This window comes from Dyadobacter soli, assembly GCF_900101885.1.
In the GTDB taxonomy this organism is placed as follows: Bacteria; Bacteroidota; Bacteroidia; order Cytophagales; family Spirosomataceae; genus Dyadobacter; species Dyadobacter soli.
Map to the genome: position 1 here is coordinate 144,099 of NZ_FNAN01000005.1, position 15,132 is coordinate 159,230.

Annotated in this window: 7 protein-coding genes; 5 read left to right on the forward strand and 2 right to left on the reverse strand. The window is 45.8% G+C overall.

Annotation, left to right across the window (positions count from 1 at the left end; all coding sequences use genetic code 11):
* Nucleotides 1-5: 5 nt before the first annotated feature.
* The gene (locus BLQ88_RS09135; RefSeq protein ID WP_090148611.1) at nt 6-347 is read right to left on the reverse strand and encodes a PadR family transcriptional regulator; all 342 of its coding nucleotides are present in this window, start codon (nt 345-347) and stop codon (nt 6-8) included.
* Between the two features lie 257 nt (nt 348-604).
* Between BLQ88_RS09135 and BLQ88_RS09140 the strand changes: the two genes are divergently transcribed.
* From BLQ88_RS09140 to BLQ88_RS09150, 3 genes are all read left to right on the forward strand, one after another.
* On the forward strand, nt 605-1,582 hold the full coding sequence (locus BLQ88_RS09140; RefSeq protein ID WP_090148612.1) for a CHAT domain-containing protein: 978 nt from the start codon (nt 605-607) through the stop codon (nt 1,580-1,582).
* Nucleotides 1,583-1,596: 14 nt separating this feature from the next.
* Nucleotides 1,597-2,250 (forward strand): hypothetical protein, encoded by a 654-nt coding sequence (locus BLQ88_RS09145; protein WP_090148614.1) that lies wholly within the window; start codon nt 1,597-1,599, stop codon nt 2,248-2,250.
* A gap of 1,291 nt (nt 2,251-3,541) precedes the next feature.
* The gene (locus BLQ88_RS09150; protein WP_176884951.1) at nt 3,542-6,280 is read left to right on the forward strand and encodes a DUF6923 family protein; all 2,739 of its coding nucleotides are present in this window, start codon (nt 3,542-3,544) and stop codon (nt 6,278-6,280) included.
* A gap of 247 nt (nt 6,281-6,527) precedes the next feature.
* Here the strand turns inward: BLQ88_RS09150 and BLQ88_RS09155 are convergent, their stop codons facing one another.
* The gene (locus BLQ88_RS09155) at nt 6,528-7,034 is read right to left on the reverse strand and encodes a hypothetical protein (protein WP_090148617.1); all 507 of its coding nucleotides are present in this window, start codon (nt 7,032-7,034) and stop codon (nt 6,528-6,530) included.
* A 376-nt stretch (nt 7,035-7,410) separates the two neighbouring features.
* On the opposite strand from BLQ88_RS09155, the gene BLQ88_RS09160 reads away from it, so the two are divergent.
* Nucleotides 7,411-8,163 (forward strand): response regulator transcription factor, encoded by a 753-nt coding sequence (locus tag BLQ88_RS09160; protein ID WP_090148618.1) that lies wholly within the window; start codon nt 7,411-7,413, stop codon nt 8,161-8,163.
* Between the two features lie 644 nt (nt 8,164-8,807).
* The gene (locus BLQ88_RS09165) at nt 8,808-15,017 is read left to right on the forward strand and encodes a T9SS type A sorting domain-containing protein (RefSeq protein WP_176884952.1); all 6,210 of its coding nucleotides are present in this window, start codon (nt 8,808-8,810) and stop codon (nt 15,015-15,017) included.
* Nucleotides 15,018-15,132: the final 115 nt, after the last annotated feature.

The following is a 15,132-nucleotide window of genomic DNA, read 5'->3' on the forward strand; positions in this document are numbered from 1 at the left end:
TGAACTTAGTTAGCGCCTAAAAGTCTGAGTTTATCCTCGGGAATGGATTGCCAGAGACTTTCCCGCATTGCCCGGATCTCTGCCAATACATTAGCGCCTGCCGTCGTCAGCGTAAACAGGCGCTTACGCCTTCCACCTCTGTCGGTGGTGGCGCCACCAATGGATGAAGACAAAAAGCCCTTTTCTTCGAGCCTGTACAATGTGGTATGCACGGCGCCTATGGTAAAAGTGCGCCCGGTGTGAACTTGAAGCTGCTCCATTACGGGAACACCATATATATGCTCGCTGCTGGCTGCGACCACCAGCAGTACAAGCTCCTCCAATTCTCCCAGGATTGTTTTTTTCATAAACACCGATTCTCTTATTAGATATAATAAGTTAAATCAAATGCCATGCCTAGGGTCAAAAGTGCCGTAGAGAGCCCATAATGCAGGAAATGGATACGTTGCGTGTTCAAATATGAACAAGTTCATGTCCGTGAGTGGACAATAGAGACTTGTAAAACACCTGTAAGGTTAAAAATTAAAGTGATATCCATTAAACATGCTGTTATACAACAAATTGAAACTATATTTATAAAGGAAGAAATCAGTCTGTAACCAGTATGTCTGCCAGTACGTCCAACAGCAGCCCCATTAACACGCCTGTGGTGTTGTCCTACTTTTCCCAAAGCGGGGATCCGAACGATCCTTATCTGGATTTTTTACAGGACGAATACCGCGCCATCACCGATTCCTGGGAGAAGTATCAGCAAACAGCTTCACCCAAAAGCATTAATGTGCTGTACCCGGCGCGTGGCGCGGCGGACGCGAGGCAGATCGACGACGATATCCGCGCATTCAAGCACCGGATCATCCTGTTTCATTTCAGCGGGCATGCTGGCTCGCAGCAGTTGCTTTTCAAAGATGGCTCCGCTTATGCCAAAGGACTCGCCGGATTGCTCGGTGAAGCGCAAAACCTGAAAGTCGTGTTTTTGAATGGCTGCGCGACCCACGATCAGGTTAACCTCCTGTTTGAGCAAAACGTGAAGGCCGTGATCGCTACCCGGGGAAAGGTTAATGACGGCGTTGCCAAAGACTTCTCGGAATGCTTTTATGAAGCCGTCTCTTCCACTGACTACACGATTCGGGAGGCATTCGAGCACGCGGTTAACACGATGATCAAGGACGGACGGATTGCGCCTGAAACGTCGACGGCATTGATCCACTGGCGTGGCCTTGGCAAAGAAAACAGCGACGAGAACGACCGGTGGGAGCTATTTGTCAGGGAAGGATTTTCGGAGCTCGACAGCAGGGACTGGTGGAAAATAGGGGTCATCACACCCGGCCGGAAAGAATTGATATCGGGTGGCTCACTCTGGGACCGCGGACAAATATGGCTTTCGGCTCTGCTGTTCACGCTTGGTTTGGCCATTATCGCATACGGGATTTTCTTTCAGGACGACATCAAAGTCGCCGGTATCGGTGTTGCTTCCTGCTGTGTCGGGATTTTTGGTTTTAAAAACCAGCAGCGGTATGTAACAGCCGAATTGAACCCCGAGCTGGTAGACGAGTCCATGCGCAAAAAACTCCGGCTCTTATAATCTTTCCGAACCCTATGAGCACTCTTCAAGAATTTGAACACGCACAAAGCCGCCTCAGCCGGGAAATTACTTCTCTAAAAAAGCAAAGCGTGCTGGCGCTGGCATTGGCCGTTGTTTTCATTATCTCGACCATTGTGTTACTGATCCAGGTGAAGCACGCGAACAATCAACTTAAAGTTTCGGAAGACCGGCTTAAAGTGATGAACGACAGCATTCAGGATCTTAACAAACAGCTGAATACCTGGCGGGTTTCGCTGATCACCAAGGAGCCGGAGAAACCCAAAGTAAAGCCCAATCCGTCCAGACCGCATATTTCGGCAGGTTATGAGATTGCGTTACCCCCTGTGGCAGCCGAGGCGCCCAAACCCTTTTTGGGCCTGATCGTTTACATCCACGACCGCAAGGGCAGCCGGGTTTCCGACACCTTGAAAGCAGCATTGCTCGAAAAAGGCGCCATTGTACCTTCCATTCAGCATATCAGCAATAAGATGCCGTTTGGTAATGCGGTGAAATACTTTCATCCCAACGAAAGCCAGACGGCAGAAACCCTGAAAAGTCAGCTGGACCAAATTCTTGGCAAAAAGGCAATCCAGGCCAAAGTCCCGGTTCGCTATCTGGCCAACGACAAAGTGCCAATTGGACAGTTCGAGGTTTGGATCGATAGATGAATGATAATGTAGAGAATACAAGAATAGCTTTTTACTTCATCTGCGTTGTATTGGTTTGGAATTCTGCGAATGCAAAAGAGCCCCTCAATTTTCGTTGAGGGGCTTTTTGCATTCGCAAATGAACAAATGTCGAACCGTTTCCTTAATGATTTAACGGTATCGCAATTAATTGATTGGATATGAAGAATTTGTTTGCATTGTGACCAATGCTTAAAGAACATCAAGGCGGTTGTTCTCACGTGATTTGATCAGTAAAACGGAGCCGTTGATTACGACACAATATAGTTTGAAAAGTGCTCATTTTCGTCTGCTGAACAATGCCATCACTCTGGATCGAAATAACACGGGCGTATATTCCAATCCGACTCACTTTTGCAACTTTTTTGCCGGGCTCTATTTACACCCTTCGGACTCGATCAGGCAGTTTCTGATCAGCTAGCAGATCATGGTAGAAATTTTTAGCAGCTGATCAAAAAGCCCTTGTGAACTTATCGAGAACTGCGTCGATTTGAGCTGAGTTTTTCTTGTCTATTCGTGATAACGTGTTTCGACGGAACTGAAAATGGGCTAGTTGATCGGAAATTGTCGTGTCCAATATTTAGTTTGTAGCCCTGGTAAATTACGGAGGCTGTGGATTGGTTAAGGTATTGGAATATACTGATAATTAGATGGTTTGACAAATTTTTCCCCATTAATGGACAAATTTTTCAGCCTTCCGGACGGTTGAAAAGCAATAGTTTTACAAAATAAAAACTACCAATGAATAGGCCAGGATTTACTACCTGAGATTCATAGTTTGGGAAGCCTGTTTATCTAAATACACGATGATTAAAACTCTTAATTAAATAATATATAAAAGAATTAATAGTTCTTAAAAATCATTCTTAGTAATTCATTTTGATGAATTTTTCTATGCTGTTATTAAGTCATTTTAGATGGAATATTATAGCAATATATCATTCTTATTCACACACTACGAAGTGCCTTATGAAAAGTAATTGAATTTAAACCTTCATTTTCCATGTTAAACTTCTTCACAACTCGTGGCATTCTTATGACAAGGCTCACAACCTTTATTCTTGTCGCTATTTTCACATGCGTATCATTATCATTGGCGAATGCCCAATCATGCCCGGATCCCGGGGGAGGAACCAGGTGGTACTTTTTTAATTCAAGCTTTGATGAGAATACTTTTCCTGAGAATGTTCCGGCTGGAAAGGCTGGCAGCGGAAAGGCGACATCGGGCAAATTGTCACTCACCGAGACGATGAATGCCGTTTATCCGCTCCGTATGGTTACAATTAATCCGGAGTTGTCAGACGGAACAACAGGCAAGGTCGTTTTTCGGTTTGATTTTCTGGACATGGCCTCCACCTCGGTTATCAAGATTTATCAAGGAACTTCTGCAACTGGGACACCGACCGAAACTATAACATCGGTAAACGCACCAGGTTATTTGCTGCAAACCCGTACATATACAGGCTCGGTTACTGTGACATTTGAGAGCCCTGTCGCTTCCGCGGGAGGGGACTTTAAAATCTTTATCCCCTACACAACCGGGGACGAGGTTGCGACGTCAGCATTTGGTTTTCAGGTAGCTTACTGGAAAAAGTTTATAACTCCCAATTCGTACACTGTGATGGACTCCTATCCCGAGGAAGCCGCACCAATTGCCACTTCCTATTTTGATGCGAATAAGAATCTTGTTTCTTCCGAACTTTCTTTTTGTATTGACTACGGGAAACCCTCACCTTCTATGGCGAACAGTAATTACATAGGGGAGGTTGTTTTTTTTCCACAGGTTCGCCAGGACTTGGATAAATCAGGAAGTGCAGATGCGGTTGATCAATTAAAGGCAGCTCGTCTGGCCTATATAATGAAGAACATTGCAACACCGGCAACGACTTATCAAAACTTCATGGATGTCCAGTCGGCGGTGAATTCAACACTCGGTCCCAACTATACGATTCCCTACGCGGGGCTTCATGGAGATGCGATCGACGCTATTCCAAGCCTGCCAAGCCCGGCTGAGCCAGTGTTTTCAATTACTGGTCCGGCATCCGCAGTGTCGGCAGGGATGCCTCAAAACTTTACCGTTAACCTGACAGACGACGGTGGACATGCGAGAATATTTAAGTTGGAGCTCCCTGCGGGCGTAACCCTGAACTCGGTTACAGGGGCGGCCTATGATGCAGGCAACAGCACCCTGACGTTTGCTTCATCGCCCGCTTCCGCGGCAGTGTCCGTTACCAGTGCTACAAGTACCACTGCGACGTTACGGGTTGTATACAATCAACCAGGTTTTTGGAATGTCAACAATCTTATTGTATATGAACCCTGTACAGGTCTGGAAGATTTTCAGGGATTTATTGGGTTAAGCAAGGGTGACATTGCGTATCCTTTCCGGGAAGCTACCGCTTCCTGGGTTGCCCAGCCTGCTTTCCCATGCTCGGAATTGAGTTATGTGATCGGTAACCGGAATATAGGCGGTTCTAATGTTTCTGACGGTTACACACTCAACCTTTCGAGCGGTGTTACAACCCTGGGCAAACAGACATTGATCGAAGGCCCTAATGCTTTCATTAACGCCATCGGTTACAACACGGTCGATAACTACATTTGGGGTTTCCGTTACGGCACCAATCAGCTCGTACGGATCGGCAGTGATTGGTCTGTGACATTCCATAATGTGACCGGCTTTCCGTCACCGGTTCCGGGTTTTGCAACCGGAGATGTAAGCCCGGATGGTATTCTGTATCTGTATGCCTCCAATTCCAACCAGATCACCAAGGTCGACCTGAATCCCGGCTCCGCAAATTACCTGACTGCCGTAACACTGCCCACTTCGCCGACCGACTTGAACGATTGGTCGTTCAACCCGACCAATGGCCTGCTTTATGGATTTGGAACAGGCAAGGTGCTATATCAGTTTGATCCGGCAACGGGTAACCGAACTACATTGGGCTCAGTAACCGGCGCAGGCATTGAAACATCTACCTACACCGGTGCTTTTGGCACTGCATTCTTCGATACCGATGGCGATATGTATGTAGGTAACAATGGCAGCGGGGCCATTTTCAAGATCAGCGCGCCGCTTACAAATCTTACAGCCTCCTTGTTTTCGACGGCTTCCGGCGTAACGCCGGGTGATGGTGCGCGCTGCCCAAGCGCAATCGTGACTGATCCGCCAGTGGCTCTGGACGACAACGGTACCACTACTTGCAACGCGGCTACGGTCGATGTGCTGGCCAATGACGTGGCCGGCAGTGCGCCGCTGGTACCTTCCAGTGTGAAGCTGTTGACACCGGGCACGCTTGCTCGGGTGACGACGCTGACTGTCGCTGCACAGGGTGAATATAATGTGAATACAGTGACAGGCGCAATCACATTTACTCCGATCAATGGCCTGCGCGATACCGTATCTATCGATTACGTGGTAACCGATGGCAATGGCCTCGAATCGACTGCCACACTGACCATCATTGTCGATTGCCCAATGCCTGTAACACTGGTTGCCTTTGATGCCAGAAAAGAAGGAAATGCGGCGCACCTGACCTGGTCTACCACCGAAGAAGTGAATTCCGACCGTTTTGAAATACAACGTAGCCCTAATGGCAAAGTTTGGTTTACAATCGGCAGTGTTCAATCAAACGGGGAAAGCAGTATTTTGAAAAATTATTATTACACCGACGATTCACCGGAAAAAGGTGAAAATCTATATCGCCTGAGAATGGTCGATCTGGACGGCACATATGCTTTCAGCGCCATCAAAACGGTGTCTGTTGAAAATGGCACAGGACGGATATTTGTCTATCCTAATCCGGTGGTGAATGGCAAATTGACCATCAATATGCCAGGCTCCGAGCGGTATCGTGCTGAAATAACCACGCTGACGGGAGTTTCGGTGCTGAAACAGAGTCTGGCCAAAACCCAGGAATTGAACCTGCATGGACTTGCGTCGGGTATGTATGTGTTACGCGTCATCTCAACAGGCGGCGATGTGCAAACCAAGGTGTTTGTTGTGAAATAAAAAGCAAAGCATTCTTGATCCGGACATGAAGAGAAGATATGGGATTTCGGTTCCATATCTTCTTTCTATGGGAGAACTACGTATATAGCTATGCGTCTGTTATTTCGGACGGCATTGATGGCCGCCACCATTCTGCTCATTATTTGTTTTCACCTGACCGATAAAGACCTGAAAGGCTTAGGTGTCGAACTACCGTCCTAATTCAGTCTTATCATTTCCTTGATGATTTACGACGGTTTTGGCCCCGTTAGCAATACATGGGTAACTTTGACGGTGTTCGGGCGATTCGTGGCTTTTTCTTGGCACCTGTCCGTAGATTGGCTGTCATTAGTTCGATTGTTATCTGTAAGTTGACATGAAGCCGATTCGCTGCTAACGAAGTGATACATTCCCTGAGTTCACTTTCGTTGAAATCGCCGGGGAGATATCCATTGATTTCATTTCTGAAAAATTCAAGAATGTTATGAATTGATTGCTGATAATCATAGAGAATAATCTTGCAAGACTTTTGAGCCGACCTTGCTTTGTTGATAATGTTTAAAATAGTTTGATCGGAAATGTTTCCTATTCTGATCATAAAATATACGGCATTTGCGTCAAGGCTATCCAGCGGCACATCATTGAATGAATCTCGTTCCAGAAACATGCAATCAGGTAATTGTGATTGTACGATTGATTTTATTCCGGCTCTGTACATCGTGCGAGTGTCGACTACTACCATAATATTTTCTTCTCTCTTACTGTTGCTGATCATATTTCGGAATTGTTTTAGCTATTGAAAATTGATTTTTATTGTCTATTAATTAATGATGCTGTAACATTATTGTTTTATTTCAACATGCATTGGTGATTTAATTGTCTTTTTCGGGTGGTTTTCTTGGGTCTTGAAAATTTGTTTCGTACAGTTATTTTCGATGCGTGTACGGGTGTCCGGTATGACAGGTGTGTGAATGGGTCAATTCGTGCATCCAGGGGGGAGAATCTTACCAATTTGGTAAGATTTTTGGGTTTATAGCTGATTTTCAGATTTGATCAATTGATAGCGAATATGCAGCGCGCTAAGTTTGTCGACGTCGTATTAAGAAATATAAGCGACCTTTTTAACTCAAATTACAGCGCTCTGAGGTGTTATGGATTCGCATTACAGGAAGCAAATTCTGATTGTTTACGATAGCGTAGACTTGCATGACTTTGGAAATGACGTGTTGGCAAAAAGTATCCGTATAGTAAATAGCAATACAGGAGATGACGGGCTTTCCCTCGTCAGACAACTGCGGCCTGATGTAATAGTATGCGACATTTCTGCATCATCCCTCAATGGACTTTCATTTTGTGAAAAATTGAAATCTGACGCTTCTACGAGTCACATAGTTATTATTTTATTAGGGCCTGTTAGCTACCAGATTGACGGGCTTCGAGCAGGTGCGGAAGATTATGTATCTCTTCCATACGATAATTATGCGCTTGGACTTAAAATAGAAAACATGATCCGGCTTCGCCGGGCATTGCGTGGGAAAGTTGCACAAGAGATATCGGTTCAATCCGAATCGAAAGGAGAAACTAATCGGTTTATTGAAAAATTGGAGCAACTGGTTTTCGAGAATATTTCAGATCAAAATTTTGGCGTACACGAAATAGCTTTTCAAACTGGAACAAGTGTTTCTGTTCTTTATCGCAAACTTAAATTGCTTTCTGGTGTTACTGTAAACGAATTTGTAAAAAACATAAGAATGAAGCGAGCTATGAAATTATTGGAGACCGGAATATATCCCGTAAACGAAGTTTCATCCGCGGTTGGTTATGAGGATAGTAAATATTTTAGTAAGGAGTTTCGAAAATTTTTTAACAAAACTCCGGCGGAGATCAAACGTGGAGCAAGCTAGTTTGATTAAATGTGTATTCTTGATTAAAGTGAATTTTTCTTGTTTTCTGCACTGACATATACACACTAAATTGTGCCTGTATATTGGCAAACGTTGAGTAATGGGTCAGCCTCCTGGAATTCCGGGAGGCTTGATTTTTTTTATAGCCATATGGATGTCCTATCCGGTGTCACGTATCATTTATCAGGTGGTGAAAATATTGACATACTTTTTTGACAAAAAAAGACACCCAATTAGCCAAAATAGTCACCCATCGTAATCGAATTAAGTTGGGATATTTGTCGTAGAAATATTTCCAAACTGCTCCTCAGAATTAGAATTAATTCTCTTGATATCCTACTCTGAAATCATGCTGTGCTATACCACACTATGCTATTAACATTGCTCCAATACGATGATCTGATTACCAGGTCTATATAAATGCATTGAGGCCGAATTGTGTGAAGAATTGGCCTTGCGTCAAGTCGATTACGCAAGGCCCGTGCGATGTAATGTCGAACCACATTGCCAGTAAGGTCAAATTGGTGCCGGTGGAGCATATACAACAGTTTTGAAATACATTTTTAACTCTTAATGTGCTGATTATGAATGAATAAAACAAAATGGATTGTCTAACCTTTTTACGAACAAATGATTACTATTTTATGAAACTAAATGTACAAAATGCCGCCGTCGCGCTTGCCTTTGCAATGCTCGCTTGCCTTGGCGCGCGGGCGCAATCGCCCGGAGGGGTTTCCGCGAATCTGCGGGTATGGTTGCGTTCGGATAATGGTTTCACCCCCGCCTCCTGGACGGACGGATCGGGGAATGCCAATCACTATACGCAAACCAATGCCAGCCGTCAACCGTTTGTGGCTGCGGACTATTATAACTTCAATCCGGTGGTCGACTTCGGAACTTCCGGCAGTGACGCCCGCTTTATGGTCGTTCCGGCAGGTAAACCTTATTCGGCCAATGGCACCAGCAGCTCGATTTTTACTGTAAACCTGGACAGAGCTGCCGGAGGATATGGCGATATCATTGGGTTTGGAGCTAGTACGACCACTGCCAGCCTGATTAATGCGAACAGTCCTGTACTTACAAGGTTGGGAACGAACGTAGTCAATTACCCTTACGGGGATTCCAGTCCTGCTTTACCCGCCGTTGTAGTAAATAAATTATACATAAACGATGTATCATTTACCGTAGGTACCGCCGGAATTAAGTATGGCCAGAACGGGACTATCGGGGCCAATACGCAGACTTTCACTGCAGGTAATTCAAAACACGCCGACGGAAGTGTATTGGGATCGCAGCCGGAGGTTAGAAATGGTTTGATAGGTGAGGTAATTGCCTATGAAAGGGATCTTTCAGAGGCGGAGAAGCAACGTGTAAGAACCTATACGGCGATCAAGTACGGCATTACTTTGCCACACAACTATATTGCCAGCAATGGAAGTACAATCATCTGGAATCAGGCTACCAATGCCGGCTACAACAATAACATTGCGGGGATAGCAAAGGATGATAACGGTGCATTGCATCAAAAACAATCACGCAGTATTAACAATGGCAATCAGGTATTAATTGGCACGGCTGGTTTGGCCAATACCAACACATTAAACACTACGGGGCTTACGAACGGCCAGTTCCTTGTGTGGGGTGATAATGGTTTAGCCAAAAGCCCTTCCATTGTGACCAACGACTTAGGAGCAGATGTGAATGCCCGTTTTGCTTCGTTATGGAAGGTACAAAATGTTGGTACAGGAACTGTGCGTGTCGCATGGCCTAAGGGATTGGATAACCTAAAATTGATTCAGAGTGGCGATGCGGTAATAGACGGAAGCGATGTTGTCACGGCCATGTCTGCCGAGACAGCTCCGATTAATGGCATTGTGTACAACTATGCCGATGTAACACTGGCCGATGGTCAGTTTTTCACCTTTGCAGCTAAGGTGAATGCCCCGGGCGGGGTCGTTGCTGACCTCCGGGTTTGGCTAAAATCAGATAACGGTTTTACACCTGCGCAATGGAATGATTTCTCAGGAAATGCAAACCACTATACCCAAACGAATGCAAGTCGTCAGCCTTTCACGGCTACAACAGCTTACAACTTTAACCCGGTTGTTGATTTCGGTACTACTGGTAGCAATGCCCGTTTCATGGTAGTTCCTGCGGGGAAACCCTATTCGGCGAATGGTACCAACAGTACGATGTTTACCGTAAACCTGGACAGAAGTGTCGGGGGATATGCCGATATATTAGGGTTTGGAGCAACTACGACAGGTTCAGGCCTGATTAATGCCAATTCACCTGTATTTACACGTTTGGGGCAAAATGTGGTCAATTATCCATATGCGGATTCCAATCCTGCGCTGCCTGCCGTAGTGACCAACAGGCTTTACCTGAATGACGTGTCGTTTACCGTAGGAACTGCGGGTATTAAATACGGCCAGAACGGTACTACCAGCTCAAACACGCAAACATTCAGTGCTGTTTATGCCCAACATGCTGATGGTAGTGTATTGGGTTCTCAGCCAGAGGAAAGAAATGGTTTGATTGGTGAGGTGATCGCCTATGAAAGAAATCTTACCGAAGCAGAGAAACAACGCGTAAGAACCTACACGGCGATCAAATACGGTATCACTTTACCACACAACTATATCGCAAGTAATGGAACGACGGTGATCTGGGATCAGACCGTAAATACGGGATATCGTAATAATATTGCCGGTATCGCGAGCGATGAGACCAGTGCGCTGGTTCAGAAGCAATCAAAAAGTATTAACACTGGTTCCCAGGTGCTGATAGCAACTACTGGTTTAACGGATAATAATGCGTCGAATCTCTCTGCCTTAGATAATGGGAAGTCACTTTTGTGGGGGGATAATGGTCTTTCCAAGACCCTTTCGTCGTCGTTTAGTTTCCCCAGCGTCCCTACGCTCAATCTTCGTTTTGCTGCCATTTGGAAAGTGCAGAACACGGGATCAGTTGGGACTGTACGTGTGACATGGCCGGCGGGCATTCCGAACCTGACGCTTATTCAAAGTGCTGACGCCACCATTGACGATACAGACACGAGAACAGATATGACCGCAAATTCAATATCTGTCAACGGTGTTTCGTACAACTATGCCGACGTTACATTAAGCGATGGGCAGTACTTTACGTTCGCAGGGTTTGTGTCCGGTCCTGGCAATGTAGCCTCAGCCGCGTGGTACAGAGCGGATGCAGCAGGTCAGCAGTTTTCTGATGCAGGCACAACCGTTGCGGCTGATGGAGCTACTATTCAGCAATGGAACGAATACAAGGGAACTGGCTTTAACTTAACACAGGCAAGTGCAGGTGACAGACCAGCATTTTCCAATACATCGACACTGGCGAATTTCAACCCAACCGTAACCTTTAACGGTAGCCAATGGATGCGCTATACTGCGCCGACAGGAGTAGATGTTATTGACAGAGCAAACGGATCGATCTTCGCCGCAGGGTATATGAACAGCTTACAAAATGTCGGCTTTGCCGGTTTCCATTCCTCAATGGATTATCCTGGCTTACATACCTATTTGACAGGCGGTAACTACAATCTTTTGTTTTTTACTGGTGGCCCCGGATATCAGGGTTTGTCGGGTAATAGTTTTGTAAATAAGAACTACTTTACCATCGGATCCGGATGGGAAAACGGTCAGGGAAGTACGGCTGCGTATGCGGGTGCTACCGTGTCGTTAAATGGAAATCGTACTGTTTATTCAGGTACCAACCAGATTCAAAATGCGGTAATCAATACTGCATCCAGAGATTTCCAAATTGGTCAGGATGACAACCATGGACCTTTAAACGGCCAACTGAACGAAGTAGTTGTATTTGAACAGCGACTTAGTGAAGATGAGATGAACCGGGTTGAAACATACATGGCGATCAAATATGGTACGACCTATGCAGCTGGTACAAAAGATTATGTGAACTCGTCTTCTACGCCCGTGTGGACAAGTGCGACCAATATCGGCTATCATTTTAACATTGCAGGTGTTGCCCGTGACGATATGGGATCTCTGTATCAGAAGCAATCATGGAGCACAAATCCGGGACGTCAGGTATTGATAAGCACTACGGGTCTTGATAACACCAATGCTTCCAACTCAGGTGTGTTAGGCAACAATCAGTTCCTTACCTGGGGAGATAACAACCTTGCAAAAGCGCCAACGGTTTCTATCGCTGGAATAAGTGGTGTAAATTATCGTTTCGCTTCCATCTGGAAGACGCAAAATACCAATGGTGTGGGAACTGTGAGAGTTGCCTGGCCAAAAGGATATGCCAACTTAAAGCTGATCCAGAGCGCTGATGCGACCATCGATGCATCAGATGCAATAACTGCAATGGAAAACAGCCAGACTGTAAACGGGATTGAGTACGCCTATGTCGATGTCACATTGGCTAATGGACAGTATTTTACCTTCGCAGCATTTATTCAGGCTCCGGGCGGTGTTACAAGTAACCTTAGCTATTGGTATAGAGCCGATAAGTTAGTAGATGCCGGAGCAGAGGGTGCGGATGTGGTTAACTGGACTGATTTTACGTCAGGTACAACCATTTCCCAATTGGGAGATAATGCCCTGCCTGTTTTGAAAAATGGTGCTTCCGATTACTTCAACTACAATCCGGGTATTAATTTTACAGCTGCTACACAGTCGTTGGGAAATATTGGAGTGCAAACTATTACCAATTTGAACTTTGATATTTATACTTTAACTAAGGAAGGTATTTCACCTGGTTTTAATGGGAGGATATTCAGTTCATTGGTTAACAATACCAATATTACAGGCAGTATTGCCTATTGGGATGGAATCGGTCTCATTGCTGATCAAAGACTCGAAAGGGTTAACAATGCGTTCGGAGCAAGATATTTGGCTAATCCCGGTGGAGCCTGGGCAACTACCTATCCAAGTATTACCTATAATAAATTTACGGATTTGTCTCTTGGAAGAAGCATAAATGGTAACCCCACTGTAAGTAATGGTGTACATACAGCCAGAGGTGCGATGACCGGCGGGTTCGCTATTGGTTCCACTCAGTTTTCAAGCAATGGTAGCGATAATGCAGGCTTTACAGGTAATATCGGTGAGATGATTATTTATGGCAACGGCAACAATTCCGATGTTGAAAGAAATAAGGTCGAATCATACCTGGCAATCAAGTATGGTCTTACCCTGGACAATAGCAACAACTACACCACTTCAGGTGGAACAGTTGTTTGGGATAAAGATGCGAACAGTGCCCACTACAATAACGTAGCAGGTATCGGAAACGATTTCATGTCCGCCCTGCATCAGAAGCAAAGCCGTAGCCAGCATACCAACACGAACAATCAGGTTATCATAAGTTTGGGTGAAATAGCAGCTACCAATGCTGCCAATGCAGGTTCGCTAAGCGACGGTCAGTTCCTCGTTTGGGGTGACAACGGCAATACGCAGGCAATGACCAATACAGCCAGCACTTACACAGCCTTTACCTATGCCGGATCTGCAAGCAACGGACGCCGCATGAACCGGGTCTGGAAAGTTCAGAACACTAACAACGTGTCCAACGATGTACAGATTCGCTTCCCGATCGCTTCTGTTGGTACCACTACGTTTGCAACGGGTGATGCATGCGGGGATTATGTGATCATTTTCGCTGACGACGCTGCATTTACAACCAACGTCACTGTCAAGGCGCTGACCGTGAACGGAACGGACTATGATTTGGCACACAACTTCCCGAATGGAGCCAGCTACTTCACCTATGGTAAAGTAACGCCGTTCAACCAGGGTGTGGTTTATTTGCCTGCAACTACGGAAACAACCAACAATTCGACCAACGCCTGCGATGTAGGTACCTGGAAGTATTTCCGTAAGACAGCAGACAACACCCAGAAATTGATGGGAATTACAGGCTATACCGATCCTGAACTGGCCAACCTGGCGGTAACAATTACACCTCTGGGCGCCAGCTACGACGACGGAAGCAGTAAAACCAACCTGATGGCGAGGATTACCACGGTAACAAACAGTGGATCGTCTCCATTGTCAGCTGGCAAAGTGCGTATCTATTACAGCATACCCGAGAAAAATGCAACAGCCGTACAAGGCGAGCAAACATTTGGATGGTTCAAATACCAGGGCACGGCTGATGAAGTGATCGCGAATGTTTATGCATACGGAAAACTCGACGTTTCGAAGGCGGTTTCGTTAACGCCTGATGCCACCGGCGTGGAAGATGGTGTGAACTATGTCGAGTTCCATAACCTCACTTCATTCTCATCGTTTGTTTACCTGTCTACGACACAGGAATCGGCCCTGCCCGTAACAATGGCGTATTTCAATGCGGCCAAAGAAGGAAACACAACCAACCTGACCTGGGCTACGACCGAAGAAGTGAACAATACCGGATTTGAAATCCAGAGAAGTGCAGACGCGCGCAAATGGCAAGCCATCGGTTTTGTAGAAAACCAGACAGCCGACGGTAACAGCAAAAACCTGCTGACCTATGGCTTTGCAGACACGGCACCATTGGCCGGTACCAACTACTATCGTCTGAAACAGATCGATACGGATGGATCGTACGCGTTCAGCTCTATTGCAGCGGTCCGATTCGAATCGGATAAGAATGCGGTGTCCGTATATCCTAATCCGGTAGTGGATGGAAAACTGTCTTTGAAGTTGCCGAAATCCGGTTCATACAAACTTTCTGTGTACAATGTCGCTGGCATGGAAGTGCTGAATGCTGCGCAATCCGGCAACACGTTGGACATCAAGGGACTTCGTGCGGGCGTGTATGTGCTGCGTGTTACATATCCGAACGGGGAAGTTCACAGCAAGACGTTTGTGGTAAAGTAAAGGGACTTGGGTAATAAATGAAACGGGATCCGAATTTCGGGTCCCGTTTTCTTTGCATAGCGCATTGCTGATTGAGGATCAACTTTTTTTTAACTCACTTCGAAACACCTGTTTT

Bases quoted from the DNA above. Each gene is read 5' to 3' on its own strand.
- BLQ88_RS09145 (WP_090148614.1), top strand. From the start codon at position 1,597: ATGAGCACTCTTCAAGAATTTGAACACGCACAAAGCCGCCTCAGCCGG.
- BLQ88_RS09160 (WP_090148618.1), top strand. From the start codon at position 7,411: ATGGATTCGCATTACAGGAAGCAAATTCTGATTGTTTACGATAGCGTA.
- BLQ88_RS09165 (WP_176884952.1), top strand. From the start codon at position 8,808: ATGAAACTAAATGTACAAAATGCCGCCGTCGCGCTTGCCTTTGCAATG.
- BLQ88_RS09140 (WP_090148612.1), top strand. From the start codon at position 605: ATGTCTGCCAGTACGTCCAACAGCAGCCCCATTAACACGCCTGTGGTG.
- BLQ88_RS09150 (WP_176884951.1), top strand. From the start codon at position 3,542: ATGGTTACAATTAATCCGGAGTTGTCAGACGGAACAACAGGCAAGGTC.
- BLQ88_RS09135 (WP_090148611.1), bottom strand. From the start codon at position 347: ATGAAAAAAACAATCCTGGGAGAATTGGAGGAGCTTGTACTGCTGGTG.
- BLQ88_RS09155 (WP_090148617.1), bottom strand. From the start codon at position 7,034: ATGATCAGCAACAGTAAGAGAGAAGAAAATATTATGGTAGTAGTCGAC.